Source organism: Micromonospora sp. NPDC005806, from assembly GCF_042871425.1.
Classification (GTDB): Bacteria; Actinomycetota; Actinomycetes; order Mycobacteriales; family Micromonosporaceae; genus Micromonospora.
In genome coordinates, this window is sequence record NZ_JBIAIL010000064.1 from 1 (window position 1) to 25,992 (window position 25,992).

Consider the following 25,992-nt stretch of genomic DNA (forward strand, 5'->3'; position numbering starts at 1 on the left):
GCCAAGCAGCACCGCCTGCGCCGTCACAGTGAGCGGCTGCACGCCAAGGCCGACCAGTACGTGCGGCTGATCGGCGGCCGTACCGACGAGCACCTGCAGGCAAAGCACGGGAGGCTGCGCGACGAGATCCGCCACGTCTCCCAGCGCCGCGCGAACTTGAACACCGCGCTCGAGTGGGCCGCCGCAAGGTGGTCCGTCGACCAGGCCATCGCCGCCAGGGCGACCGTCATCTATCTCGAAGACCTGCGGTCGATGGAAGCACGGGGCATGAGCGCCACCCTGAACACGCGCCTGTCCCAGCAGGTCCGCGGAAAGATCACCGACCACATGCGGCACCTCGCCGCCGAGCACGGTATCGCCGTCGTCACCGTCCCCGCCCGCAACACCTCAAAGCACTGCCCGCAGTGCCTAACCCCGCTACGGCATTGCAAAGCCCCTGACAAGCCGACCGTGGCCGGTTGGAAGTGGGCCATCTGCCCCAACCAGTCCTGCCGTTGGCAGGGCGACCGTGACCACGGCGCCTGGCGCCGCATCGCCGCCCGCGGCCTCACCCACCAGGCCAACACCGTCACCGACCGCACCAGCGGGGCCATGATGATCCGCTCGGTCGTCGACACGCTCGAAGCCACAGCCGTCATCACCCCCACGACCAAGGCCAGCCGTCAGGATCGGTCGCACACCGGCCCTACCCGGCGCCACACCTCACGCCCCGCGCCCCGGCGACGCAGGGCACCCTCCCCCACCCGGCCCCACAGCCGAGCGGGCAAGCGTCCGGAGGGACACGCACCAACGGACCGGACGAGGCTGCCCCGCGCAGCCCACCGGCACCAGGACGTGACCACGATCAGCACACCCACCACCGGCCACCGGCCACGAGGGGCCGCCCTGGGCGCGGGATTCCACTTCCACGCCCACGCATCCCCGCCACGGTGGGAAACGATCCCGGAAACCCCATCCGACTCAGGATCCCTAAGCTAGTCAGAGACGCTGTCCATGAATGAGCTGACCGAGAAGACCGCTCGGCCGGGGCCGGCCGGGCCGTACCCGGGCGGGCTGGACAGGCCGTTGGCCTTCATCGTCGCGGCGTAGACCTCCAGCAGCCGGATGTGGTATTCGAGCGGCGCACCCTGGGGGTTGGTTCTGCCCAGCGGAGTGGTCGGCTCAGGGCACCAGGTGGTGAACCGCGGGGTGATGCCCCGGGACATGAAGTACCGCAGGCCCTCGGCGGTGGAGTCGATCGCCTCGTCCACGCTGGTGAAGCCGTACGGGGCGGCCATCTCGACGCCAGCGACGAAGTTCGGGATGACGTTACGCGGCCCGAAGACCTCGGCGGAGTCGAGGATTCGCCGGTGCCACTCCTCCCGACCCACGTACCGCTCCTTGCCGGGGCAGTAAAGCTCGAACAGCCGCTTGTCCCACACCTCGTAGTTGGGGTGGTAGATCCGGATGCCGTAGTCGTGGAACCGCTGCACGTCGGCCCGGGGCAACGCCTGGGCGACCACCTTGCCGATCCACCGGCCCGGGAACCGCTCCTCGATCGCCTGGGCGTACCGGCCATAGAAGTCGGCCTCGGCCAGCCCGTCGACCTTGGACGTGATGCTGCCGCCGGTCAGGGTGTACGCCTGCGACGCGCCGGCGGTGTCGTGCCGGTCAATGATCTCCAGCGCCTCCAGCACCTCGTCGACGGGCTTGACCCCGGTGTACGGGCGGCCGGCCTGCTTGTGCTGACGCCAGTTGTGGTTGATGTCGCAGTACTGGCATTCCTCCTTGGCCCCGAAGTACTGGCAGACCCGGAACACGGTCAGATAGATGAGGTAGCCCCACTGGATCGTCGGTGCGACCTCCATCACCGACTTTCCGTTGGCCAGCCTGTGCCGGTAGTAGTCCGGCATCGGGGGCAGCCCGACGTCGGCGATCGGCCGGCCGTCCAGGAACAACCGCAGGCGGCCGTCGCCGTCGTCCTTGACCCGGTACGGCGAGTCGGGATTGGTGCGGACCGAGACGACCGTGCGGCGCAGCCCGTACGGGCCGCCGGTGAGCACGATCTCCTCCGGAGGCCTGCGCAGCGCGGCAGTACCCAAGTCCGGCAAGGTCCGGTGGTCGAAGGAGAAGATGAAGTACGACTTGGGCTTGACCGCCCCGCTCTCGTTGTCCGTCAACGCCGAGTCGTCGAAGGCCAGGCCGCCACGCAGCAGGTCCTCCTTGATGACCGCCTCTTTCGGCACGTGGGGGAAGCGCCCCATCAGGTCCTCGATGAGATCGGTGCGCGACTGCATGCGCCCTCCCTGGCGGTTGTGCACGAGGGCCCCGAGGTGGTGCGCGAGGCCTGGAGGTGGGTCGGGAGCGTCTCCCTGCCGCCTCCAACCTAGTCAGCCCGCGCGGGCCGGCAGGACACCACCCCTCGGAATGTGAGGCGACGCGCCAACCGCACTTCAGTGGCGATGCCTCGTCGAACCGGTGAGGGCGGCTGCGACCAAGGGAGTCGGGGACACCATGAGCACGCCATCCCCGCACTCAGTGGTCGGGTGGGCGACTGGTCAGCCGCCGCGGGTGGGCGGGGACGCCGCCGGTACGGCAGGGGAGAGGTCGGCCTGGGCTCGCTGCCGGATCAGCGCGCCGATGCGGTCCCAGGCCGGCGACGACGCCCCCGGATGGGTCGCGGCCAACCGGGCGGCGCGGGGATCCGGCGCGGGTGACGGCGCCCGCCCGGCCGCCCACCGGGCGACGCGCGCGGCCAGGGCGGGTAGCCGCGGGTCATCCGGGGGCCAGTCGAACGCGGCGTCGTACGCCAGGTAGACCGCCTGGAACTCCGGGTCCTCGATCGCCTGGTGCTTGTCGGCGATCCACGCCGCCGCCTGCGCGGGGAACGCCGACTGCAACAGGATCCACAGGTCTCGCTCGGTCCGGATGAACCGCTCGCTGATCCCGAGCCCGCGCAGGCGCTCCAGATAGTCGGCCACCTCCGCCGAGACGAACAGCCGCTCACCCGTCCGCAGCCCCGCCACCCGCTCCCGGGCCCGGCGCAGGTCCTGGATCCGCTCCCGCAACGCACGGTCGATCTCCGTGACGGCCGCGGCGAACGCCGCCGGGTCGGCGGCCAGCAGCTCCCGGACCCGGGCCAGCGGCACACCGGCCTCCGCGAGGGTGCGGATCTGCACGAGCTGCACGGCGTGCTCCGGGGTGTAGCGGCGGTATCCCGACGCGTCCCGTTCCGGTTCCGGCAGCAGCCCGCGCGCGTGGTAGTGGCGCACCGCCTTGATCGTCACGCCCGCGTACGCGGCCAGCTGACCGATGGTGATCATGCTGTTCGGTCGTCCCTCCGTCAGGCCACCATCATGTCAACGGCCGCGCCCGCCTCAGCCGGCGAGGCTCCGCGTGAACAGGCGACCGGCGAGGTCGACGCCGACCACCTCGCCCCGCGCGTCCCGGGTGAAGTAGCCCCGCTGGCCGTCGAAGGCGCCGCCGGTGATGACGTACTCGTCGCCGGCCCCGGGCAGGAAGCCGAACGTGAAGGGCGCGTGGTCCGGGGGCAGCTCCCGGTCGGAGGCCGCCCGGATCTCCGGCCTGATCCGCACCTCCAGCCGCAGCCCCGGCCCGTCGTCGGCGATGGTCAGGGTCATGGCGTCGATCTCGTAGCTGCCCACGACCTCCCGGGCCCGCGACTCGTCGTACGGCAGGGGCTCGGGGTCCCGGTCGTGCACGTCGAGGTACGTCGCCAGCGCCCACCGGACCACCTCCTGGTTGAACGGAATGCCGTTCGGCCCGGCGTTGGCCAGCGCGATCACGGCGAAGTTGCGTTCCGGCACCAGGAGCAGCTCGGCGAACTGGCCGTTGGCCGAACCGCCGTGGCCGACGGCGCGCACGCCGTCGATGTCGCGCAGGAACCAGCCGACACCCAGCGCGTCCCCGAGGGTGCTGGCCCGCAGCGCCACCGTCGGCTTCTGCATCCGGCGCAGCAGCTCGGCCGGCAGCACCCCGGCGCCCGCCTCGCCGCCCCCGTCGCCGAGATGAAACCGAGCCCACCGCAGCTGGTCGGCCACGGACGACACGAGACCGCCTCCCGGGTTGTTGCCGCGGGTGCCCTTCCATGGCCGGGCGACCGTCAGCCGGCCGTTCTCGTCGAGGTTGTGCCCCACCGCGAACCGGCGGGTCATCACGTCGTTCGGGCTGAAGAAGCTCTCCGCCAGGCCCACGGGCGTCAGCACCAGCGACTCCACCGCCCGTTCGTAGGTCAGGCCGGTGACCTTCTCCAGGACCCGGCCGGCGAGGTTGTAGCCGGCCTGGCTGTAGGAGGCCCGGGTACCCAGGGGTGCGGCTTGTTCCAGCTCGTGCATCCGGGCCACGTACCCGGCGAGCGCGTCGTCCCCCTCGCCGGTGTCGACGATGACCCCCCAACCGAGCCCGGCGGTGTGGTTGAGCAGATTCAGCACAGTCACCTCGGCGGCGGCACGCTCGTCGGCGAGGACGAGCTCGGGCACGTACCGGCGCACCGGCGCGTCCAGGTCGACCCGGCCGTCGGCGACCAGGCGCAGCAGCGCCGTCGCGGTGTAGGTCTTGGTCACCGAGCCCAGCTGGAACAGCGTGTGCCCGTCGACCGGCAGCGGGTGTTCGACGTTGGTGACCCCGTGGCCGGCGTGGTACTCCTGACCGTCCACCCACACCCCGACCACGACCCCGGGGATCCGGTGGCGCTCGGCGGTGGCGGAGACGAAGGCGGTGAGCTCGTGGTGCGACATCGGATGGCCTCCCGGCTGACTGCGATGGGCCGGGCGACCGTGGCGAGGCCGCCGACCCGGTGACGCCTCCGATGCTCGAACCTTGACCCTGGGTCAAGGTCAAGCCTGGCCGGGGGAGGCATCGTGGCAGCCTGAGCCGGGATCGCCGAGGCTGCGGACCGGACGGTCAGCCGGGGCGGCGGGCACCGCTGTAAGGCATGTTCGCCAACTGGGCCATCCGGACCACGTCCCCGGTATGCGGCGCGTGGACGATCAGTCCGTTGCCGACGTACATACCCATGTGATGGTGATCGGAGTAGAAGAACACAAGGTCACCCGTGCGAAGGTTTGCTCTGCTCACCGCCACACCCGCAGTCCATTGTGAACCTGTGTAATGGTCCAGCTGCACCCCGGCGGCAGCCCACGCGTACTGGGTCAGGCCGGAGCAGTCGAACGAGCCTGGACCGTTGGCCGCCCACACGTATGGCTTCCCGATCTGCTTGCACGCGGTCTTCGCCGCGACGCCGCCGCTGCCCGTGATGGGGACCGCGGGACACTTCCCACCGATGAACAGCGAACTGGTCGACGTGATGGGCGAGGTGCTGCTCGCGGTGGCGGCCGACTGCGCGGCGGCTGCGGCTCTGGCCGCCGCGGCGTCCGCGGCCGCCTTGGCCGCCGCGGCCTTCTCCGTGGCGGCGATCTGTCGGTGTAGCGCGTCCAGCCGCTTGATCTCGGCATCGATGGCCTTCTTGCGAGCCGCCAACTGGGCCTGCTGGCGCTGCTGTATCGCGATCAGCGCGTCGACCTTCTCCTTGTCGGCGTCGTAGCTCGCCTGCTGGGCCGACAGTCGGGTGATCTGTCGCTGCTCCGAATCTGCCACCTGATTCACGAGCGCGAGTTGATCCCCCACTGCCGTCGGCGGCGAGCCGCGGGACAGCAGGGCGTTGAATGTGGAAAGCGACCTTTCCCGCTTGTAGTACCCCGCCAGAATCTCCTGGACCCGGTCCCTGCTGACCTCCACCGACTTGCCGAGCGGTTCGATCCTCTGGCTCAGTTCGGCCGATCTCCGCTGGTTCGCGGCCAGGTCCGTCCGGACCTTGTTGTACTGCTCGATGACTGGCTCGAGCTTTTGCCACGCTGCATCGATCTGCTTCTGCACATCGGCGGCCGACGGCGCCGCATGGGCGGGGGCCGCGGGCCCGACCGCCACCATGGCCGCCGCCACGACGGCGAGGATTCTGGTGAACAGGCGCGATCCGGCGGGCCCAGTGCGCACGGGTGGCAAAGGGTTCGGCTCCTTCCACTCGAGGCCGACGCACCTCACGGTGTATCGACCTCGACCGCCTACCGGGTTAGCTGACGGGTTCGGGCGGGGAAGGCGCCCTACCGCTGATGCGGATTCACCCCGAAACCTGCGGTGGTTCCCCAGCTCGCCTGGCGACGCCAGTGACGTCCAGCGACTCGGCGGTGGCCGTCCCGGGGCACTCCAGGTGGAGACCGACATCCGGAACGGACGCTGACCAACATTAGTGAGGGAAGCCCAAGGAAATCAACGAGCGGGTGACGCCAATTCTCTACGCTGTCAGGCGGCCACATTGGGTGCCGGAATTATGCGTACGATAAGGCTCCGCTAATCGAATTCTTAATCGCCGCTAATCTTGACCAGGCGAGGCTGACCCGCAGGTCTGTCCCTCGGCATCCGGCGCTGCATTCGCACTGGGGCCTGCAGCGAACTCGTAGGCTCGCTCAACACGCGCCACCTCAACGCGGTAACGCGCGAGCCACTTCTGCCGGCCGAGCCGCTGTGCAACTACATGCTCGGAGTTCCGCTTCCAGGTGCGGATCGATTCGGCGTCAGCATAATAAATGACAACCAGATCACTGCCGTTCGGCAGGACCGCTGACTCCCGGCCAAGGTAGCCAGGCTGAGCCTCGGCCAGCTTCACCATCCGCTTGTTCATCTCGGCGTAGCCTTCGGGATCTATTCCACTCGGCGTGATCGTGAAGATGGCGACATGGTACGGCGGTTCAGGTCGAGTCCAGTAAGGAGTGGCCACGGCTCATGGTACTTGCACATCCGGCACCACGTCCGTTGGGATCCCGGCCGGGGCGTGCTTCGGTCCCACGACCGGAGCACCCCACTTGGCGGGTCGGCCGCCGCCCGGGCGGCCCGGCTCAGTTGCCGCGCTGGTGCAGTAGAAGATCGGTGACCACCGGCCGGTGATCCGAGGCCGAGGTCGCGATGGTGTCCGTGCCCAGCACGCTGATGTCCGGCGAGATGCTGATGACGTCGATCCGCTTCACCGGATTGATCGCCGGGAACGTCTTGCCGCCAGTCGAGGCAGTGTCACGCAGGTCCTGCCACAGGGCGGCCAGCTCGGGCGCCCGCGGCTCCGCGTTGAGGTCACCGACCAGCACCTTCGGCCCGGAATCGGCGGCCAGGATGTCCAGCGTGTCCGCGACCTGCATGCGCCGCACGGTCGGGTCCGCCCGGTAGTCGAGGTGCGTGGAGTACACGTGCATGTGCGCGCCCCGCACGTTGATCGTCACCTCGGCGAAGCCCGGCGCCGGGGCGGGTACCGGGTTGGGCACCTGGGTCGAGAGCCGGGTGATGTCGTGGTTCTCGGCCTCGAGGATCGGGTAACGGCTGAGGACCGCGACCCCGTACTGCCGGCGGGACGCACCGGCGGTCAGCGGATCCAGGTCGTAGATCGGCGCGAAGAACGCCTGCATGCCCAGCCGCTCGGCCAGCTCCTGGGCCTCGTCCACGAAGTTGCTGCGGGTTCCCCAGTGGACGTCGACCTCCTGAAGGCCGACCACGTCGGCGTTCAGCGCCCGGATCGCCTCGGCGGTCCGGGCCAGGTCGAAGACGTTGTCCTCGCCGGCCCCGGCGTGGATGTTGTAGGTGGCCACACGCAGCGCCACGGGCGGCGCGGCCGATCCCGCGGGCTCAGCCGCGCCCGCCGGCGCGGCCAGCGGCAGCGGCGCCAGCGCAGCGGCGAGCGCGGCGCCGAGCAGGACGCGGCGGTGCATGGTCAGTCTCAATGGCGTTTCCTCCGGTACGAGAGCGGCGCATGGTTTACCCCGGTAGGCGGCGCAATACACGCTAAATGCCGTCCGCGAAGCCATCGATGCCCTCTCGTTGAAGCCAGCATGACCAGCCGGTAGCGCTGCGATGGCCACGGTCGCCCCGGCGCGCCATCCTGAGCGGTCGTCGTCGAGTTTGGCGCCCTGCGCGACGAAGGTGACCACGCCGTCTGGGTGCCGGTACGCCGCCCACTGGTCGAACCGGTCGTCGCGGGTCGGTCGGACCACCACGCCGACCTGCGCCGCGCCGAGGTGGAACCAGACGGCCGTGGGCTCGGGAGACGGACCAGGCGTCAGAGGCTAATTGCCGTGCGGGTCGGACGCATTGAGCGTCGCGACGACCTGGTCGTAGTCGCCGCGCGCCTCGCCGTAGCGGAGGAACTTCACCCGCTCGACCTGGATCTCCTTCGCGTCGGGCTGCGACTCGATCAGCGCGACCACCTCCGCCACGAACTCGTCGAGCGGCATCGCGAACTCGCTGGTCTCCTGCCCGGGCAGCAGCGAGGTACGGACGGCCGGCGGTTCCAGCTCCACGATCTTCACGGTCGTGTCGGCGAGCTGCAGCCGGATCGACTCGCTGAGCATGTGGATCGCGGCCTTCGAGGCGTTGTAGCTCGGGGTGACCTTGAGCGGCGCGAACGCGAGACCCGAGGAGACGGTCATGATCGTGGCGTCCGGCTGTGCCTGCAGGTGCTCGATGAACGCGGCGATCAGGCGGATCGGGCCGAGCACGTTGGTCGTCATGATCGACTCGGCCGAGGCGAGGAACGACGCGGGCTGGTGCCAGTCCTCGATACGCATGATGCCGGCCATCGTGACCAGGACGTTGACGTCCGGGTGCTTCGCCAGCACCTCCTTGGCGGCCGAATCGATGCTCGTGGGATCCGCCGTGTCGATTTGCACCGTGTCGATGCCGGGGTGCTCCGCGGCGATCTTGTCGAGCAGGTCGGTACGTCGACCGCCGACGACGACCGTGTTCCCCTTGGCCCGCAGCTCGAGCGCGAGGGCGAGGCCGATCCCGCTCGTGGCGCCGGGGATGAAGATGGTGTTTCCGGAGATGTTCATGCTCTGAGCCTGGCCGGTCCTCCGGGGCGGATTAAGAGACCGGTTATCGGGGGATCCGCAATCCCTGGTTGGCCCCCACCGCAGCCGGATACTGGGCTCATGGACCGTCCAGCCTTGGCCGACTTCCTCCGCCGCCGCCGCGAGGCGCTGCAGCCCGGGGACGTCGGGCTGGCCGCGGGCGCCCGCCGGCGCGCACCGGGCCTGCGGCGTGAGGAGGTCGCCGCCCTCGCCGCGATGTCGACCGACTACTACACCCGGCTCGAACAGCAGCGCGGCCCGCAGCCGAGCGCGCAGATGCTCGCGTCGCTCGCCCGGGCGCTGCGGCTGACGGGCCAGGAGCGCGACTACCTGTTCCGGGTGGCGGGGCAGAACGCCCCGGCATCCGTGTCCACGGCGACGCACGTCGCCCCGGCGTTGCTGCGCGTGCTGGACCGGCTCGACGACACCCCGGCGCTGATCCTGTCCAACCTCGGCGAGACGCTCGTGCAGAACCGGATGGCCGAAGCCCTGTTCGGCGACAAGTCGACCTACACGGGCCTCGCCCGCAGCGAGATCTACCGGTGGTTCACCGAGCCCGCGGAGCGGGCGCCCTACCCCGAGGACGACCGCGACCGGCAGAGCCGCGCGCAGGTCGCCAGCCTGCGCGCCGCGTACGGGTCGATGGGACCGCAGTCGCGGGCCGGTGAGCTGGTGCGGGCGCTGCAGAAGGCGAGCCCGGAGTTCGCCGAGCTGTGGGAGCGGCACGAGGTCGCCCAGCGCTTCGCGGACCACAAGACGCTGATCCATCCCGAGCTCGGCCCGATCGAGCTGGACTGCCAGGCGCTGTTCACCGAGGACCAGTCCCAGGCCCTGCTGGTGCTCACCGCGCCGCCGCGCAGCGAGGGGTACGAGAAGTTGCAGCTGCTCGCCGTGCTGGGGCACGAGCGCTTCCCCGCCGACACCGGGCCCCGCTAACTCCCGCCTTCGCGACTCGCGAGGCCCGCAGCCCGCCACTGACCGTCTTGGCCATCGGGATTGCGCCGCCGCCATACCTAGAACTACCATGCATTGTAGTTCTAGGGTTAGGTGGTCAGATGCACATCACCAAGGACCTGGTCGCAGCCTCGGCGACGCCGCTCGTGCTGGGGATCCTCGCCGACGGGGAGAGCTACGGCTACGCCATCCTCAAGCAGGTCAACGACCTGTCGGGTGGGCAGTTGGAGTGGACCGACGGCCTGCTCTACCCGCTGCTGCACCGCTTGGAGCGGCTCGGCCACGTCGAGTCGGCCTGGGATACCCCGCCCGGCGGGCGTCGCCGCAAGTACTACCGCATCACCGACCAGGGCCGGGTCGAGCTTGCCGAGCAGCGCCGCCAGTGGGCCACGGTCGTCGACGCCCTGCGGGGCATCTGGAGCACGACCCAGTCCATCAGGCCGATCGCGGCACCGGCATGGGAGGCGGGACGATGACCGTCGACCGCGACCGCGACCGCGACCACGATCTTGAGGGCCAGATCGCCGAGTGGCGGGCCTACATGCACCGCCGCCGGGAGCTGCACCACACTGACGCCGAGGAGCTGGAAGACCATCTCCGCAGCCGGATCAGCGAGCTGACCGAGGGCGGCCTGCGAGACGACGAGGCGTTCCTCATCGCTGTCAAACGCATGGGCAGCCTCGACGAGCTGTCGCGGGAGTTCGCTCGCGAGCATTCCGAGCGGCTGTGGAAGCAGCTCGTGCTGCCCGCGGAGCCGGACGCGCCCACCGCCGCCCGTTCCCGTCGCGAACTGCCGGTCATGGTGCTGTGTGCGGCCGTCGCGGCACTCGCGATCAAGGTGCCGGGCTGGTTCGGGCTTGACCTGTCAGGGGAGGACGATGCCGGCTTCTACGCGCGCAACATCAGCCTCTTCGCGCTGCCGGCGCTGGCCGCGTACTTCGCCTGGCAACGCCGGGTCGGTCTGCGCGTCATCGCGGTGCTCGCGTCGCTCTTCGTGCTCGGCGCTGTCGCCGCGAACGTGTATCCGCTGGCCGATGACTCGCAGAGCATCGTGCTCGCGGCGATCCACCTGCCGATCGCGTTGTGGCTGGTGGTCGGCGTCGCCTACGTGGGCGGTGACTGGCGTTCCGACCGGCGGCGGATGGACTTCATCCGGTTCACCGGGGAGTGGCTGATCTACTTCGCCCTCCTCGGGCTGGGCGGCGGCGTGCTCACGGTCTTCACGGCAGGCACCTTCAAAGCCATCGGTCTGGACGCGGGGGAATTCATCGGATCGTGGCTGCTGCCCTGCGGTGCCATGGCTGCGGTCATCGTGTCGGCATGGCTGGTGGAGGCCAAGCAGAGCGTCATCGAGAACATGGCACCGGTGCTGACCCGCGTCTTCACCCCGCTGTTCGCGGCCACGCTGTTGGCCTTCCTGGTCGCCGTCATCTGGACCAACAACGGCATCGACGTCGAGCGCGACGTGCTCATCCTCTTCGACCTGCTGCTCGTCATCGTGCTGGGCCTGCTGTTGTACGCCATCTCCGCCCGTGACCTCACCGCCCGGCCCGGCCTGTTCGACCGCTTGCAACTCGCGCTCGTCGTCAGCGCTCTGATCATCGACGTCCTGGTGCTGGTGGCGATCACCGGCCGCATCACCGAATGGGGCTTCAGCCCCAACAAGACCGCGGCACTGGGCGAGAACCTCATCCTGCTCACCAACCTGGCGTGGTCGGCATGGCTGTTCCTCGGCTTCATCCGTGGCCGCATGCCCTTCGCCAGCCTGGAACGCTGGCAGACCCGTTACCTGACCGTGTACGCGGTCTGGGCCTGGGCAGTCGTCCTCGCCTTCCCACTCGTGTTCGACTTCGCCTGAGCCGGATCCGGCCGGCGCCTGGGCTCAACCCGTCCCTGGATCACTCGCCGCGCAGCAGCCGCTCGAACGGCGCCGGATTGTCGTACGGGTCGTCGAGGGTCGGCCCGTCCCGCCGATCCACCTCAGCGGCGAGTTCTCGGGCCGCTCGCGCGATCCGGCTCACCAGCGACCCTTCGGCGGCGTCGCCGCCGCCCCAGTCCTCCGGGGCGGCGAACACCCCGGTGGGCACGACCGCCGCGTGCAGGTAGGTGAACATCGGTCGCAGCGCGTGTTCCAGGATCAGCGAGTGCCGTCCGGTGCCGCCGGTGGCGGCGATCAGCACCGGCTTGTCCACCAGCGCCGTGTCGTCGAGGCTGTCGAAGAACAGCTTGAACAGACTGCTGTACGAGGCGGTGAACGTCGGCGTCACCGCGATCAGGCCGTCCGCCCGTGCGACGGTGTCGAGCACCGGCCCGAGCTCTGGCGACGGGTAGCCGGCCAGCAGGTGGTTGACCAGGTCGTGCGCGTGGTCGCGTACCTCGATGATGCGGACGTCGACCTGCGCGCCGAGCTGCTCCAACTCGCGCCGGGTCGCGTCGGCGAGCCGGTCGGCCAGCATCCGGGTCGACGATGGCAGCCGCAGCCCGGCGGAGACGACCGCGAGGGTGCGGTTCATCGCGCGGCCTCCTCCGCGCCGGTAGCCTGGACCCGCGCCGCCGCTTTTCGGGTGGCGTGGGTCGGGGCGTCCGGAACGTGGGCGGGGCGACCGACGGCGAACTCCTTGCGCAGCACCGGCACGATCTCGCCCAGCATTTCGATCTGCTGCAACACGGCCCGGTGGGGTACGCCGATGCCGTCCACGTTGAACAGCTGGCGCTGGTAGTCGCCGCCGGCATATTCGCGGTACGTCAGCACCCGGTCGATCACCTCTTGCGGGCTCCCGACCAGCACCGCGGTCTGCGCCATCGTCTCCTCGAGCGACGGACCGTGCCCGTACGCCTGTGAGTTGTCGAAGTAGGGCCGGAACTCGCGGATCGCGTCCTGCGAGTTCTTCCGCATGAACAAGTGCGCTGCCAGGCCGACGATTGCCTGGTCGGCCGGGCCGTGCCCGTAGTGTTCGAAGCGGCGCCGGTAGAGCCCGATCATCCGCTGGACGTGTTCCTTTGGCCAGAAGATGTTGTTGTGGAAGAAGCCGTCGCCGTAGTACGCGGCCTGTTCGGCGATCTCCGGGCTGCGGATCGAGGCGTGCCAGACGAATGGCGGGACGTCGTCCAGCGGGCGCGGGGTCGAGGTGAACGACTGCAACGGGGTACGGAACTTGCCCTCCCAGTCGACCACGTCCTCGCGCCACAGCCGGCGCAGCAGTGCGTAGTTCTCCACCGCCAGCGGGATCCCGTTGCGGATGTCCTGACCGAACCAGGGGTAGACCGGCCCGGTGTTGCCCCGGCCCATCATCAGGTCGACCCGGCCGTCCGCGAGGTGTTGCAGCATCGCGTAGTCCTCGGCGATTTTCACCGGGTCGTTGGTGGTGATCAGCGTCGTCGACGTGGACAGCAGGAGCCGGTTCGTCCGCGCCGCGACATATCCGAGCAGCGTGGTGGGGGAGGACGGCATGAACGGCGGGTTGTGGTGCTCGCCGATCGCGAAGACGTCCAGGCCCACCTCCTCGGCGAGCTGCGCGTACTCCACCACCGCCTTGATCCGGTCGTGTTCTGACGGTGTCCGCCCGGACACCGGGTCGCGGGCCACGTCCCCTACGCCGAAGATCCCGAACTGCATCTCTGATTCGCCTGCCTCATGCTTGCCATTGCTCGTGTCGGGTACGCCGGCACGCATGCTTGAACCGCACCCGCGCCCGTGGCGGATCAGGTGAAGTTGGCGCCGCCGTCGACCAGCAGCGACTGGCCGTTGATGTAGGCGCCGTCGTCGGAGAAGAGGAATGCCACCATGGCGGCGAGGTCCTCCGGCTTGCCCAGCCGCGGCGAGCGTACGGTCGCCAGGATCTGCTCCCGGAACTCCGGTGTGGTGGCCTGGAGCGCGGCCCCGGTGAGGATCACGCCGGGCGACACGAGGTTCGTACGCACGCCGTGCTTGCCGCCGAGCGTCGCGGTGTGCCGGGTGAGCCCGATCAGCCCGCTCTTGGCGGCCTGGTAGGCGACGCGCTCGCTTTCGCCCATCCACACCGCGCTCGACATGGTGTTGACGATGGAACCGGAACCCTGCTTGATCATGATCGGCAGAGCGTGCCGGATGCCGTACATGTAGCCGGTGAGGGTGACGTCGATCGTGTGCTGCCAGACGTCGACCGGCACCGAGATGACGTCACTGTCCCGCCCGAGGGTCCGCGGCGAGAGATCCGCGGCCACGTTGAACAGGCCGTGCAGGGCGCCGAACCGCTCGGCGGTGAACTCGACGAGCCCTCGGTAGGACTGTTCGTCGCTGATGTCGAAGCCCCGCGCCACGGCCGTTCCGCCGGAGGCGTTGATCTGGTCGGCCACGGCCTGGGCGGCGGCCTCGTTCAGATCCGCCGCGACGACCAGCATGCCCTCCTCGGCGAGGCGGACGGCGGTCGCGCCCCCGATGTTGCCCGGCGCCGCACCGGCGACGAGGGCAACTTTGTCGTTGAGTCCGCGCATTGTCCTGTCCCTTTCACTGTGGGCTGATCCGGCTCATTGCGGCCGGATCAGTGCGTGATCACTTGCCGCGCAGCGGCGCGAGGGCCTGGCTCCAGGCCACGACCTGGTCGAGGGTCGTGCCGAGCGCGTCCCGCTGGAACTCGTTGGGCTTGAAGACGCTGAAGTTCTCGAAGTCGGTGAAGAGCGAGAGCGCCACCTGGGACCGCACGTCGGCCATCTGCAGCTCACCGGCGATCAGCCGCAGGTGCTCCACGGCACGGGCCCCGCCCACCGAGCCGTAGCTGACGAATCCGACGGCCTTGTTGTTCCACTCGTTGTAGAGGTAGTCGATCGCGTTCTTCAGGGCGCCGGACGTCGAGTGGTTGTATTCCGGTGTCACCATCACGAACCCGTCGAACGAAGCGATCTTGTTGGCCCACTCCAGCGTGTGCGGCTGCTGGTACTGGCCCATCGACGGCGGATACATCTCGTCCAGGTGAGGCAGCTTGTAGTCCAGGAGGTCGACGAGTTCGAACTCGGCATCCGTGCGCTGCCTGGCGACCTCGTACACCCACTGCCCGACGGCGGCTCCGTTACGTCCCGGCCGGGTGCTGCCGATGATGATTCCGATCCCGGTCATCTGCGCGTTCTCCTTGGTTGGGGCACCCGGGCGGGTGCCATTGCTTCGCGCAGCAACTATATGCGGCAGGTTCCTTCCTCAAGCAAGTAAACTGGGGTCATGTACTCCGTCACACCGCAGCCGACACCCACCCCAAAGGGGGTGAAACCGCTCAACCCGAACGAAGAGGCCGTCGTCCGGTCCCTCACCCGTGTCATGTACGCCCTGCCCCGCGCCATCGACGCCGACTTGGTCCGCGAGCAGCGGCTCCCCCTGATCGAGTACCTGGTCCTGATGCACCTGTCCGAGGCCTCCGACCGCCACCTGCGCATGAGTGAACTCGCCACCGCCTGCGAGATGTCGCTCAGTGGCATGAGCCGCGTCGTGCAGAAGCTGGAAGGCCAGGGGTTCGTCCAGCGGGTCAGGTGCGAACAGGACGCCCGCGGCTGGAACGCCGTCCTCACCGACGCCGGTTTCGCCCGCCTGAGCGAGGCCTGGCCCACCCACCTGGCCGCCGTGCGCCGGCACTTCGTCGACCACCTGGCGGGCCTGGACCTCAAGCAGCTCGCCGCGGCCCTGAACAACATCGCCACCTGAGCGAAGCTGTGGGCGCGGCTCAAGTGTCAAACGTCCAGTTGACACGGGTGTGAAGGTCGGGCCCGCTGGACCGAGTTGGCCGATTCCCGCCAGCATCGGCCCGCGGCTCGCCTGAAGCATGGACTCGTGATCGACAAGAGCGAGTCTCCGCTGCGCAACACCGCGTTCCGCCGGGTGTGGATCGGTGCGACCCTGTCAGCGGCCGGAGACGCGGCGAGCTGGGTTGCGTTGGTGGCGTACGCGTTGGGGTTGGCGGACGGCAGCGTGGCGACCCTTGCCGTGCTGTACACGGCGCCGGTGGCCGTCGGTGGGCTGGTGGCCGGCTGGGCCCTGGACCGGTACGACCGCCGGTGGCTGCTCGTCGGGGACAGCCTGGTGCGGGCTGCGGCGTTCGGCACGATCCCGCTGGCCGCCGCGCTGGGCGGGTTGACCGCTGTGCAGCTGTACCTGGTCGCCGGGGGCGCAGACGCTGCGGATGACCGTCGCCCCATCCGGTGCGCATGGGCGGTTGTTCGCGTTGCTGCGGACCCTGATGCAGGCCACCCCGCCACTGGGTGCCGGGTTGGCCGCGCTGACGCTGCGCGACGGCGCCGCCGTCACGGTGCTGGCGATCTGCGCGCTGATGGCGGTGCCCGCCCTCGCCTTCGCCCGGGACTTGACCGCCGCCGGCGCGCAACCTTCGGTCGCCGACGGCAGGACCCTCGAACCGGACTCGGCTGGCACCGGCGGTCCGGCATGATCGCGGAGATGGATCTCGACTTCGAGGCCTGCTACCAGGCCACCCGCAGCCGTGATCCGCGCTTCGACGGCTGGTTCATCGTCGGGGTACGCACCACCGGGATCTACTGCCGGCCAAGCTGCCCCTCGCCGGTCTGCCCCAAGCCGGTCAACGTCACCTTCTACCGGAGCGCCGCCGCCGCTCAGCTTGCCGGGCTGCGCGCCTGCAAACGCTGCCGCCCCGACGCGGTGCCCGGATCACCGGAGTGGAACACCCGGGCCGATGTCGTCGGCCGGGCGATGCGGCTGATCGCGGATGGCGTGGTGGACCGCGAAGGGGTACCTGGGCTGGCCCGACAGCTCGCGGTCAGCTTCCGACACCTGCACCGCCTACTGGTGGACGTGGTCGGCGCCCCGCCGCTCGCCCTGGCCCGTTCCCAGCGGGCGTACCAGGCGCGGCTACTCGTCGAGACAACCGGGATGCCATTCGGTGACATTGCCTTCGCCGCCGGCTTCGCCAGCATCCGGCAGTTCAACGACACGCTCCGCGCGATCTTCGACGCCACGCCCTCGCAACTGCGCGCGGCGATGCGTCGACGCGGCGATCCGCACCCGGGCGGCGGCCTGACGCTGCGGCTGGCCGTCCGCCCGCCCTACGACCCGCACGGGGTGGTCGGATGGCTGGCGGCCCGCGCGTTGCCCGGCATCGAGGAGTACGCCGACGGCGCGTATCGTCGGGTCCTCCGGCTCCCCGGCGGACCCGGCACCGTGACGCTGCGCCCAGCACCCGACCATGTGCACGCGACGTTCCGGCTTGCCTCCGTGGCCGACCTGGGCGCCGCTGTAGCCCGCTGCCGGCGCCTGCTCGACCTGGACGCCGACCCCGGTAGCTACCTGTCCGTGCTGGCCACCGATCCGGCCCTTGCGCCGCTGGCAAGAGCGGTGCCAGGGCTGCGGTTGCCCGGCACGGTCGACGGTGCGGAGACAGCGCTGCGTACCGTCCTCGGCAGGCACGCGCAGGCCCTGGCTGCGGCGCTCGCCGATCCGCTGCCCAGCCCCGACGGCGGGCTGACCCACACGTTTCCGGCGCCCGCAGCCATCGCCGCTGCTGACCTCACTCTCGTCGCGGCCCGAGCGAGGACGGTGCGAGAGTTGGCGCAGCGGCTGGCCACCGGCGAACTGCGCCTGGACGACGGCGCCGACCAGGTCGCGATCCGCCGCGCCCTGCTCGCCGTGCCCGGTCTCGGTCCCGCGCAGGTCGAGGACCTCATGCTGCACGCGATCGGCGACCCGGACGCCTTCCCCGCTGCCGACCGCGAACTGCGCTCACAGGCCGGAGCGCGCGGGCTACCCGCCGACCCGGCCGGCCTCACCCGGCGCGCCGACCGATGGCGGCCGTGGCGCGGCTACGGCGGCCACCTGCTGTGGCGAGCCCGGTCGGCGCCCTCCTACCGTCGCTCTGAGCGAGCAGGCCACCCACGAAAGCCGTCGGGCCTGACCGTTAGTTTCCGACGGTAGAGCCGACGATCATCGTGCCCGCAAAACCGCACCAGACGAGGATGAACAGTCCGTAGATGGCGGTGAAGATCCAGCCGACCACGAGCCCGGCGGTGGCAAGCTCAACCCCGCGTTCGCCTGTCTGTGCGATCTGTTTCTTGGCCTTGTTGCCGAAATAGATGCCCAACGGTGGGAACACCATCGCGCCAAAGACCAGCGAGAGGATCGCGTACATGTTGACCGGCGGAGAGTACGCATAGGGCGGATACGGCGGGTAGCCCGGCGGCGGGCCAGGCGCCGGTGGGGGCTGCTGAGGCGGTGGCTGGTCAGTCATGTTGCCCTCCGGAGGGGTGGCGGCTACCTACCTCCACAGTGTGAAGGAGCCCGCAAGCGGGCCCCAGGAGACACTCTCACTTTCACGCCGTGGCGCTGACAACCCCAGGACAGCCACAACGGTGGGCGCGCGGACAGCGGCTACCCAGCTATCGAGTATCGACGAGCATTGTCTGCGGTATGAGCGGGCGTTCTGGTGGATCATCGGAGCATGGTCGGACCGGCTCCATCGATGGCGCACGTTCCGCTGCGCGAGGTACTACCGCGTGACTACCTGAGCGCTGAAGGCGAGCTGCGAAGGTTGGCGAACGAACTCGACAGCCACTCGTCGGCTGCCGACCGCACGGTATGGCATTGGTATCCAGACCGGACGGAGCCCCCGCAGACCTCGAACAGACTCGCTTACCTGCTGCTCGTCGACACGACGATTCCGCTGTACAACACCCGCGACGATTGGCTCGAACTCACGCTCGACATCGCCTGGCTGGCACCACCAAAGCTCACCGTGAACGCGGCGGTGGAGGTGGCGTGCTGGTGCCCGCACGACCACAACATGCACCAGGTGCGCCAGGCGCAATGGCACGCGATAAACAGCCACGAACTGGTCGAGGCGTTCGCTGCCGGCACGGCGATGTTGATGGACGTCCTCGCCTCGGGCCCATTCGAACCGCAGCCCTGGCGAGTCCAGGTCGGCCTCCCTGATGTGCCTGAGACCAGCCGGTAGCCGACCGTCCGCTCATCGGCTGGCCGCGGACCGCGGCAGTTGCCGGCGTTCCGCTTATCAATTCGGCGTGGCCGACGTGTCGGACGTGACGCGGCCTGGCGCTGCCGACGTCGGGGTCACGCAGCTATCCAGCATCACAGAAGTAGGCGCGAACGACGCGGGCCAGCTCATCGGGGTCGGTGCGGCCGGTGTCGACCACCAGGTCGTAAATGATGCCTCGGTGCACGAGCTCCGCCTGGCTCGCCGCCATTCCCGCGATCCGGTCTCCCCGCCCAGCCTCCCGGACGGTCACGATGTCCGGCGCGCAACGAACCCCCACCCAGCCGACGGTGATGCCGCGCAGTGCCTCCTGCCAGCGCTGCTGCGCGACGGGACCGCTCACGAAGTTGTCCTCCACCAGGATGTGGGCGCCGGCTGCCGCCATCGCGGCAACACCCGCCATCCACTGACGCTCCACCTCGACGAAGTCCGCCCCCACACCGACGCTGCCGTCCTCGGCCAGGTCCAGGCCGCCGGCGCCCAAGAGCTTGCGAGGGGCGGCGTCGATGAGCGTGTCCACCCCGAGCCGCAGCCAGTACCCGTCGAGCACATCCTGCAGGCTGCGCGCCAACGTGCTCTTGCCCGAGCTGGACCCGCCGTTGAGCACGAGCACCTGGGGACATCTGTCGTTCATCGCGTTCGCTCCTCAGCCGGTGACGGTCCAATGATCCTGGCGGGTGGTGGCCGGCGCTCGACCACAACCCGCCAGGAATCCCGCCGGCCGCCGCCCGGGGCGTGGCGAGCGGCCGATCGCGGCGGGTTTCACCCGGTCTTGCGAAGACCGGCGAACTGGAGGCCGGTGAAGCCGGCGACCACGACCGCCTGGGCGATCACCAGTGCGGTGCCGAGGCCGGTCAACGGGAACCAACCGGCGATGAGCAGTTCGACGCTCGCGACCACCCAGGCGATGTTGACAGCCATCACCACCCCCACCGCAGCCCTGCTCACCGTCGGCCGCGCGGCGAGGAAGAACAGGGCCGCGGCCCAGGCGACCAGGAAGACACCGATCGGGTAGAGGAAGGCGGCAGGGAGACCGAACATCTCCCCGAAGATCGCCGCGACGACGACATAGACGACTCCGTTGGCGCCCGAGCCCATCGCGTCCTGCTTCAAGGCGAAGCGGAGCAGTTTGGCGTCGGCGGCGGGGTGGACGGTGCTGGCGACGGCGGCCATCTCGGCGGTCCCTTCGTAGTGCTGCTGTGCGTGTGATCACGAAGCTACGGAGGTCCGCGTGAAGCCGAATCAGTCATCGTGACGGTAGCTTGCTGACCGTGCTGCACGGACGAGCTGGGGAGCAGGGGGAGATCGAGCGGCTCCTGGCGGAGGCCGGGACCGGCCGGAGCGGAACCCTGGTCATCCGAGGCCCGGCGGGGATCGGCAAGTCGGCGCTCCTCGAGCACGCGGCCGGGCGGGCAGCGGGCATGCGGGTGTTGCGTGGCGTCGGGGTCGAGTCCGAGGCCACGTTGCCGTTCGCCGCGCTGCACCTGCTCCTGCGCACCGGTCTCGACCGGATCCACACGCTGCCCGACGCGCAGGCCCGCGCGCTCAACGGCGCCCTGGGGTTGGGCGACGTCGCCCCGGAGAGCCGGTTCCTGGTCGGGCTGGCCACGTTGAGCCTGCTCGCCGAGCTTGCCGGGGACGGCGCGCTGCTCTGCCTCATCGACGACGCACACTGGTTCGACCAGGCGTCCATCGACGCGCTGGTGTTCGCCGCCCGCCGCCTCGAGGCCGAAGGCGTCGTCATGATCTTCGCGGCCCGCGCGGGTTTCCATGCCGTCGGGCTGCCCGAGCTCCGGCTGGCCGGGCTGGACGGTGCGGCTGCCGCCGCCCTGCTCCCCGCCGACCTTCCGCCGCAGGTGCGGGAGCGGCTGATCGAGGAATCGGACGGCAACCCGCTGGCGCTCATCGAACTGCCCGCCGCCCTCAGCGCCGAGCAGCGGGCGGGACGACTGTCACCGGTGGGTGCCATGCCCGTCGCCGATCGGGTCCAGGACGCGTTCCAGGCACAGATAGCCGCCCTTCCCGAGCCCGCGCGAACCGCGCTGCTGATCTCGGCGGCGGACGGCTCTGGTGAGCTGGAGACGCTGGTGGGCGCCGGTGCCTCCCTCGACGGGCTGGGAGCGGCCGAGCGAAACCGGCTGATCGAGATCAAGGGGAGCGCTGTCGGCTTCCGCCACCCCCTGATCCGGGCCGCCGCCTACCAGAGCGCGCCAGCCACCCGGCGCCTTGCCGTACACCGCGCCCTTGCCGACGCCCTCACCCGCTCGCCGGCCACCGACGCGGCCGACCGGCGGGCGTGGCACCTGGCCGCCGCCGCGCTCGGTCCGGACGAGGACATCGCCCGGGAGTTGGAGGAAGCGGCGGAACGGGCCCGCACCCGCGGTGGCCACGCCGCGATCGCGGCCGCCTACGAGCGGGCCGCCGAGCTCACCGCGGATCCGGTACGACGATCCGGACGACTGGCCGCCGCTGCGCTGGCGGCCAGTGACGCCGGACTGATGGTTCGGGCCTCGGCGCTCGCAGACAGCGCCACGCCCGAGGTGGACGACGCGGACCTGGTCGCCGCGCTCCTCCAGGTACGCGCCCATCGCGAATTCGAGTTGGGCGCACCGCTCGCGGCGGGCCGGATCATCATGGACGGCGTCCCGCGCGTGGCGGCCCGGTCCTCCGAGCGGGCCACCTGGCTGCTGGTGGAGGCCATCCGCTGCGCCTGGTTCGCCGGGGACCCGCGGCTGGCGGAGGAGGCCGCCGCCCGACTCCGTACGCTCCCCGAGAGCGATTCGCCGCTGGCGGTCGGGGCGCTCGGGCTGACCCGCCTGATGGGTGGTGACATCGGCGGTGGGATCACCCTCATGGCCGAGGCGGTGGACGGGCACGAGCGCGCGGGGCTGGGCGTACCTGGACTGACCTTCACCGCCACGCTGTGTCTCGTGCTCGGCCGGGCCGCCCTCGGCGAGGAGATCACCGGCGGTGTTGTGGCGGACTGCCAGCGGAGCGGGATGATCGGCTGGCTCGCCAACGCGCTCCAGGATCACGGCTTCGCGCAGGGGTGGCTCTGCCGGTACGGCGAGGCCACGGCAACCCTGAACGCCGGGTTGCGGCTGGCGACGGACCTGGGTCACGAGCACCGGATCACCCACCTCACGTGCTCCCTGGCCTGGGTACTCGCCCACCTGGGGGAGGTGCAGGGCTGCCGCGCGAAGGCCGAGGAAGGCGTGGCGAGCGCCGACCGGCAGGGGATGGTCCTTGCCGCGGCAATCGGGCGCTGGGCGCTCGGCCTGCTGGAACTCGGTCTGGGCCGGCCGGACGCCGCCCTCCGGCAGCTGCAGGCCATCCCGGCGACCAGCATCGCAATCCTCTCCGCCCCGGACCAGGTCGAGGCGGCGGTCCGCAGCGGCCGGCCGGCGGGGGCGCGGGAGCCGCTTGCCCGCTACCTGGCCTGGGCGCGGCACATCCGTCAACCGTCGTCGGACGCGATCGCCGCGCGCTGCCGCGCTCTGGTGGAGGAGGACGAAGCGCACTTCGCGCAGGCCGTACACCTTCATGAGGACGACGCCCAGCCGTACGAGCTGGCCAGGACGCGGCTCGCCTACGGCGAGTGGCTGCGGCGGGCGCGGCGGCGGGCGGACGCCCGCGCACAGTTGAGCGGCGCACTGGAGATCTTCGATCGGCTCGGCGCGGAGCTGTGGGCCGAACGTGCCCGCGCGGAGCTGCGGGCGACCGGGGACGTGCCGGCGGCGCCGCGCCAGGCCGGCGACCCGCTCAGCGTGCTCACCCCCCAGGAACGCCAGGTCGTCCGGCTCGCGGCCGGTGGCGCCTCGAATCGCGACATCGCCGCGCAGCTCTTTCTCAGCCCACGGACCGTCGGCTACCACCTCTACAAGGCGTTTCCCAAGCTGGGGGTCACCTCCCGAGCCCAACTGGCAGCCATCGCCCGGTCGTCGTCGGTAACCGGCTGACGACCATGGCGATCGCGCGCCGGGGCGCCGCTACGCGACCTGGCGGTGCTTGGCGGGTGCGGGTCGGTGGCGGTGCGGCGGCGGTCCGCGCCCTCCTCGTATGGTGACGGGACCGCCGCCCACCCCGGACGGCGGGCCGTGTCGGAGGTGGTCCATGCTCGCCGGGTTGGCGGTCCCGCCGGCTGTCGAGGCGGAACGGGTCATCACCGCCGTACTCGCCGACCTGCGCTGTGGCGACCACCGCGGCGTGGTCGTCGACTCCCCGCCCGGTGCCGGCAAGTCCACCCTCGTGGTCCGCGCCGCCACCGAGCTGGCCGCCACCGGCGAGCCACTGATCATCATCGCGCAGACCAACGAGCAGGTGGACGACCTCATCGACCGCCTGGTCCGCAGGGCCCCCGCGCTGCGCATCGGCCGGCTCTCCGCCACCGACTACCAGCCGTCCGACCGGGTCAAGGACCGCGACACGGTCCGGATCGCCGCCAAGGTCGCCGACCTCGGCGGTCCGGCCGTCATCATCGGTACGGCCGCCAAGTGGGCCACCGTCGCCGAGGGCACCTGGCCGTGGGCGATCGTCGACGAGGCGTACCAGATGCGCTCGGACGCCCTGCTGCGCGTGGCCGGACGGTTCGAGCGGGCGCTGTTCGTGGGGGATCCCGGCCAGCTCGACCCGTTCTCCACCGTCGAGACCGCCCGCTGGACGGGCCTCACCTGGGACCCGATGCAGTCGGCGGTGGCCACCCTGCTGCGGCACAACCCGGACCTGCCCGTGCACCGGCTGCCGGTGTCCTGGCGGCTGCCCGCCATCGCCGCACCCGTGGTCGCGGCGGCGTTCTACCCGTTCACCGGGTTCCGCGCCGGCACCGGGCTGGCCGACCGGGCGCTGACGTTCACCGAGCCCGGCCCGGGCGACCAGCTGGACGCGACCGTGGAGCTCGCGGCAGCCTCAGGCTGGGCGCTGTACGAGCTGCCGGAGCGGCACACCCTGCGTACCGATGGGGAGGCCACCGCGGCCTGCGCGGACCTCGCGCTGCGGGTGCTGCGGCGCGGCGCGGTCGCCGTCTCCGAACAGGCCGCCGGGGGTACGCCAGTGACGGCCGACCGGATCGCGATCGGGGCCGCGCACCGCGACCAGGCGGCGGCCATCCGCGCGCGACTCGGCGCGGCCGGTGCCGGCATCACCGTCGACACCGCCAACCGCCTGCAGGGCCGCGAGTACGACGTGACGATCGTGCTGCATCCGCTGTCCGGGCGACGCGACGCGACCGCGTTCCACCTGGAGACGGGGCGGCTCTGCGTGCTGACGTCGCGGCACCGGCACGCGTGCATCGTGGTGGCGCGGGCGGGGATCCCGGAGCTGCTCGACGCGCACCCGTCGACCGAGCGGGTGCACCTGGACGTGCCGGTCAAGTTCCCGGACGGCTGGGAAGCGAACCAGACGATGCTCGCCCACCTCGCCGCACACCAACTTGCCTGACGAGCAGGCAGACGGCAGTAGTAGGCGCCCGCCGACATCAGTCTTGATCTTTGCAAGGCAGGGGTCAGGTCATCAGCGACTGCGTCGCGCGCCGTCGCCGCAGCTCCTGAAGCCACTCGCTTACCTGCTCGTCGTCGTGAAGGTAGCCATTGCCCGGCTCTGCAGGTAGGTCGATGCCGAACAGCCTGTTCAGTGCCCACCAGCGCAGGTCATCCCAATGGAGCTCGTGCTCGGTGACCCAACGCGCAGCCCACCGGTCAGCGTCATCTCGACTGATACGACCTTCCGCAACAGCAGCAAGACATTCTTCGATCTCGTCTAGGTCTGGCTGCCCTCCGCCGCTCATGGCCGCGAGCGTACTGGCGACGGGGGTAGTGCCCGACCGAGCCGGCACATGGGAGCCACAGATGGGAGCCACTGAGCCGGACGGAGTCGGACGAGACTGAACCGATCGAGTTGCTGAGCGTGTGCCGACCAGGGCGATGCGGACGGGGACGGACCGCCCAGAAGCGGTCTTGGGAATCTACGGATCAGATGGCGGCACCGCACTGCATCAGTCCTCATCTAGTCCTCAAGAGGCCGGACCGCGACCACCGACACTGAGAGATGCCGAGAGGGATTTCCGCAGGCCGGGCGGGGTTCGGGCAGGTAGACCGAGCTGGGCAACTTGATCTCGTAATGCACCGATCGTCAGCCCCAACTGCTCGGTCGGCTCCTTCCGGTTACGGGTCAGTGGACCCATGGCAGTAGGTCGGCGGGGACTTGGGTGAGGTGCGGGTCGGCCGCCAGGACGACTTTCGAGTCGAACGGCCAGCCCTTCGCGCCGAGCTCCTTCTCGAACAGAAAGCGCAGGAAGCTCCACAGGTTGGACGCCGCCACATAGCTGATCTCATCCGGGTCGACGGCGGCTTCGACGAACGCGACGTACCCGGCAAGCGGCCCCTGGGTCGGCAGCATGTAGAAGTTCCCTAAGCCGTCGCCGGCGACCGGGAGCCAGCCGAGCTGCCGCCATCCCGGGTATTCGGCGAAGCGAGAGGCCATGTCGAGGAAGTCGGCATGCCGGCGGGGTCCAAACAGTCCACCCCGATTGCGGCGCCCTTGCATGTCCGCAGCCAGGCGGCCAGTTCCTCGGGGAGGTCGGTGCCAAGCCGGGTGGCGAGATCGGCCAACTCTCTATCGCTGGCCCCGCCAGGAAGCGGTCTTTGCGGATCGCGAGGCAGACGTGGCAACAGGTGAAGCACTCGGACGTAGTCGCCATGTGCTTCTGCTTGCCCGGCCACGGCCGCAGCCTACTGAAAATGCTGGCGTCGCGGTCGAGCTGGTTGCTGAACGGACAGCAACCGCAGCCCCGGTGACAGCAACAATTGACAGACATCCCATGAGCTTTGGAGTCAAGCTGCGGCGTCTTGGTGGTGCTCTTCGTGGTGTCGCCAGGCGGTGATCTCGTCGTAGCGGGTGCCGGTTTTGAGGCAGCCGTGGAGGATGCCGACGAGGCGGTTACCGAGTTGGCGCAGCGCGGCGTGGTGGCCGACGCCGCGGGCGCGTTGGCGGTCGTAGTAGGCGCGGGCGCCGGGGGATGCGATGAGGGCGGCGAAGGCTTGCCGGCCGAGGGCGTCGAGGAGCCGGTCGTTGTGCACGTAGCGGGCCAGGACGATCTTCTTCTTGCCTGATTGGCGGGTGATGGGGCTGGTGCCGGCGTAGTTGCGGCGGGCTTTGGCGTCGGTGTAGCGGGTGGGGTC

At 70.2% G+C, this 25,992-nt stretch carries 27 protein-coding genes and 1 riboswitch; of the genes, 10 read left to right on the plus strand and 17 right to left on the minus strand.

Annotated elements, in window-relative coordinates; all coding sequences use genetic code 11:
- Positions 1–978 (plus strand): zinc ribbon domain-containing protein (locus ACFYOS_RS34400; RefSeq protein WP_387150849.1); only part of this gene is annotated, 978 nt, incomplete at its 5' end.
- Here the strand turns inward: ACFYOS_RS34400 and ACFYOS_RS34405 are convergent.
- From ACFYOS_RS34405 to ACFYOS_RS34435, 7 genes are all read right to left on the minus strand, one after another.
- Positions 975–2,276 (minus strand): radical SAM protein, encoded by a 1,302-nt coding sequence (locus ACFYOS_RS34405; protein ID WP_387150852.1) that lies wholly within the window; start codon positions 2,274–2,276, stop codon positions 975–977. The two genes, ACFYOS_RS34400 and ACFYOS_RS34405, sit on opposite strands and share 4 nt — an antisense overlap.
- Positions 2,277–2,537: 261 nt before the next feature.
- The gene (locus ACFYOS_RS34410; protein WP_387150855.1) at positions 2,538–3,302 is read right to left on the minus strand and encodes a MerR family transcriptional regulator; all 765 of its coding nucleotides are present in this window, start codon (positions 3,300–3,302) and stop codon (positions 2,538–2,540) included.
- Positions 3,303–3,356: 54 nt separating this feature from the next.
- Positions 3,357–4,736, minus strand: coding sequence for a serine hydrolase domain-containing protein (locus tag ACFYOS_RS34415; RefSeq protein WP_387150857.1), 1,380 nt, complete (start codon positions 4,734–4,736; stop codon positions 3,357–3,359).
- A gap of 166 nt (positions 4,737–4,902) precedes the next feature.
- Positions 4,903–5,940 carry an NlpC/P60 family protein gene (locus tag ACFYOS_RS34420; protein WP_387150860.1) on the minus strand — a complete coding sequence of 346 codons (1,038 nt, stop codon included), beginning with the start codon at positions 5,938–5,940 and terminating at the stop codon, positions 4,903–4,905.
- Between the two features lie 101 nt (positions 5,941–6,041).
- A riboswitch (cyclic di-AMP (ydaO/yuaA leader) is annotated at positions 6,042–6,192 on the minus strand.
- Between the two features lie 175 nt (positions 6,193–6,367).
- Positions 6,368–6,772 carry an antibiotic biosynthesis monooxygenase family protein gene (locus tag ACFYOS_RS34425; RefSeq protein WP_387150863.1) on the minus strand — a complete coding sequence of 135 codons (405 nt, stop codon included), beginning with the start codon at positions 6,770–6,772 and terminating at the stop codon, positions 6,368–6,370.
- A gap of 118 nt (positions 6,773–6,890) precedes the next feature.
- Positions 6,891–8,033 (minus strand): endonuclease/exonuclease/phosphatase family protein, encoded by a 1,143-nt coding sequence (locus ACFYOS_RS34430; RefSeq protein ID WP_387150866.1) that lies wholly within the window; start codon positions 8,031–8,033, stop codon positions 6,891–6,893.
- 69 nt (positions 8,034–8,102) lie between these two features.
- Entirely contained in the window at positions 8,103–8,867 is a 765-nt protein-coding gene (locus ACFYOS_RS34435) for an SDR family oxidoreductase (RefSeq protein ID WP_387150868.1), read from the minus strand.
- 99 nt (positions 8,868–8,966) lie between these two features.
- Here ACFYOS_RS34435 and ACFYOS_RS34440 point away from each other — a divergent pair, with 99 nt between their 5' ends.
- The 3 genes from ACFYOS_RS34440 to ACFYOS_RS34450 all read left to right on the plus strand — a co-directional run bounded on the left by ACFYOS_RS34440 (position 8,967) and on the right by ACFYOS_RS34450 (position 11,697).
- Positions 8,967–9,821, plus strand: coding sequence for a helix-turn-helix transcriptional regulator (locus tag ACFYOS_RS34440; protein WP_387150871.1), 855 nt, complete (start codon positions 8,967–8,969; stop codon positions 9,819–9,821).
- Positions 9,822–9,940: 119 nt separating this feature from the next.
- The gene (locus tag ACFYOS_RS34445) at positions 9,941–10,315 is read left to right on the plus strand and encodes a PadR family transcriptional regulator (protein WP_387150874.1); all 375 of its coding nucleotides are present in this window, start codon (positions 9,941–9,943) and stop codon (positions 10,313–10,315) included.
- Positions 10,312–11,697, plus strand: coding sequence for a permease prefix domain 1-containing protein (locus ACFYOS_RS34450; protein WP_387150877.1), 1,386 nt, complete (start codon positions 10,312–10,314; stop codon positions 11,695–11,697). The genes ACFYOS_RS34445 and ACFYOS_RS34450 overlap by 4 nt, the downstream gene beginning before the upstream one ends.
- 40 nt (positions 11,698–11,737) lie before the next feature.
- Here the strand turns inward: ACFYOS_RS34450 and ACFYOS_RS34455 are convergent, their stop codons facing one another.
- The 4 genes from ACFYOS_RS34455 to ACFYOS_RS34470 form a co-directional block, all read right to left on the minus strand.
- Positions 11,738–12,352, minus strand: coding sequence for an FMN reductase (locus ACFYOS_RS34455; RefSeq protein ID WP_387150880.1), 615 nt, complete (start codon positions 12,350–12,352; stop codon positions 11,738–11,740).
- Positions 12,349–13,455, minus strand: a complete 1,107-nt coding sequence (locus tag ACFYOS_RS34460; RefSeq protein WP_387150883.1) for an LLM class flavin-dependent oxidoreductase — start codon at positions 13,453–13,455, stop codon at positions 12,349–12,351. Before ACFYOS_RS34460 ends, ACFYOS_RS34455 begins: the two co-directional genes overlap by 4 nt.
- An 86-nt stretch (positions 13,456–13,541) precedes the next feature.
- The gene (locus ACFYOS_RS34465; protein WP_387150886.1) at positions 13,542–14,312 is read right to left on the minus strand and encodes an SDR family NAD(P)-dependent oxidoreductase; all 771 of its coding nucleotides are present in this window, start codon (positions 14,310–14,312) and stop codon (positions 13,542–13,544) included.
- Positions 14,313–14,370: 58 nt separating this feature from the next.
- Complete coding sequence (locus tag ACFYOS_RS34470; RefSeq protein WP_387150890.1) at positions 14,371–14,931, minus strand: NADPH-dependent FMN reductase; 561 nt, start codon at positions 14,929–14,931, stop codon at positions 14,371–14,373.
- 99 nt (positions 14,932–15,030) lie between these two features.
- Between ACFYOS_RS34470 and ACFYOS_RS34475 the strand changes: the two genes are divergently transcribed.
- The 3 genes from ACFYOS_RS34475 to ACFYOS_RS34485 all read left to right on the plus strand — a co-directional run bounded on the left by ACFYOS_RS34475 (position 15,031) and on the right by ACFYOS_RS34485 (position 17,742).
- Entirely contained in the window at positions 15,031–15,507 is a 477-nt protein-coding gene (locus tag ACFYOS_RS34475; RefSeq protein ID WP_387150893.1) for a MarR family winged helix-turn-helix transcriptional regulator, read from the plus strand.
- A gap of 475 nt (positions 15,508–15,982) precedes the next feature.
- A complete protein-coding gene (locus ACFYOS_RS34480) occupies positions 15,983–16,246 on the plus strand; it encodes a hypothetical protein (RefSeq protein WP_387150895.1) in 264 nt (87 codons plus the stop codon).
- 8 nt (positions 16,247–16,254) lie between these two features.
- Complete coding sequence (locus ACFYOS_RS34485) at positions 16,255–17,742, plus strand: DNA-3-methyladenine glycosylase 2 family protein (RefSeq protein ID WP_387150897.1); 1,488 nt, start codon at positions 16,255–16,257, stop codon at positions 17,740–17,742.
- Here ACFYOS_RS34485 and ACFYOS_RS34490 read toward each other — a convergent pair.
- Complete coding sequence (locus ACFYOS_RS34490) at positions 17,726–18,055, minus strand: DUF4190 domain-containing protein (protein WP_387150899.1); 330 nt, start codon at positions 18,053–18,055, stop codon at positions 17,726–17,728. The two genes, ACFYOS_RS34485 and ACFYOS_RS34490, sit on opposite strands and share 17 nt — an antisense overlap.
- A gap of 210 nt (positions 18,056–18,265) precedes the next feature.
- Between ACFYOS_RS34490 and ACFYOS_RS34495 the strand changes: the two genes are divergently transcribed.
- Positions 18,266–18,778, plus strand: coding sequence for a hypothetical protein (locus tag ACFYOS_RS34495; RefSeq protein WP_387150902.1), 513 nt, complete (start codon positions 18,266–18,268; stop codon positions 18,776–18,778).
- Positions 18,779–18,902: 124 nt separating this feature from the next.
- On the opposite strand, the gene ACFYOS_RS34500 is transcribed toward ACFYOS_RS34495, so the two are convergent.
- Together ACFYOS_RS34500 and ACFYOS_RS34505 are read right to left on the minus strand one after the other, a co-directional pair.
- Positions 18,903–19,430, minus strand: a complete 528-nt coding sequence (locus ACFYOS_RS34500; protein WP_387150905.1) for a chloramphenicol phosphotransferase CPT family protein — start codon at positions 19,428–19,430, stop codon at positions 18,903–18,905.
- A gap of 149 nt (positions 19,431–19,579) precedes the next feature.
- Positions 19,580–19,990, minus strand: coding sequence for a hypothetical protein (locus tag ACFYOS_RS34505; protein WP_387150908.1), 411 nt, complete (start codon positions 19,988–19,990; stop codon positions 19,580–19,582).
- Positions 19,991–20,088: 98 nt separating this feature from the next.
- On the opposite strand from ACFYOS_RS34505, the gene ACFYOS_RS34510 reads away from it, so the two are divergent.
- A complete protein-coding gene (locus ACFYOS_RS34510) occupies positions 20,089–22,776 on the plus strand; it encodes a LuxR C-terminal-related transcriptional regulator (protein WP_387150911.1) in 2,688 nt (895 codons plus the stop codon).
- A gap of 154 nt (positions 22,777–22,930) precedes the next feature.
- The gene (locus tag ACFYOS_RS34515; RefSeq protein ID WP_387150914.1) at positions 22,931–24,253 is read left to right on the plus strand and encodes an AAA domain-containing protein; all 1,323 of its coding nucleotides are present in this window, start codon (positions 22,931–22,933) and stop codon (positions 24,251–24,253) included.
- A 64-nt stretch (positions 24,254–24,317) separates the two neighbouring features.
- Here the strand turns inward: ACFYOS_RS34515 and ACFYOS_RS34520 are convergent, their stop codons facing one another.
- From ACFYOS_RS34520 to ACFYOS_RS34530, 3 genes are all read right to left on the minus strand, one after another.
- On the minus strand, positions 24,318–24,599 hold the full coding sequence (locus tag ACFYOS_RS34520; protein ID WP_387150917.1) for a hypothetical protein: 282 nt from the start codon (positions 24,597–24,599) through the stop codon (positions 24,318–24,320).
- A 383-nt stretch (positions 24,600–24,982) separates the two neighbouring features.
- Entirely contained in the window at positions 24,983–25,294 is a 312-nt protein-coding gene (locus ACFYOS_RS34525) for a hypothetical protein (RefSeq protein ID WP_387150919.1), read from the minus strand.
- A 350-nt stretch (positions 25,295–25,644) separates the two neighbouring features.
- A partial coding sequence (locus ACFYOS_RS34530) for a transposase (protein WP_387150922.1) occupies positions 25,645–25,992 on the minus strand: 348 nt, incomplete at its 5' end.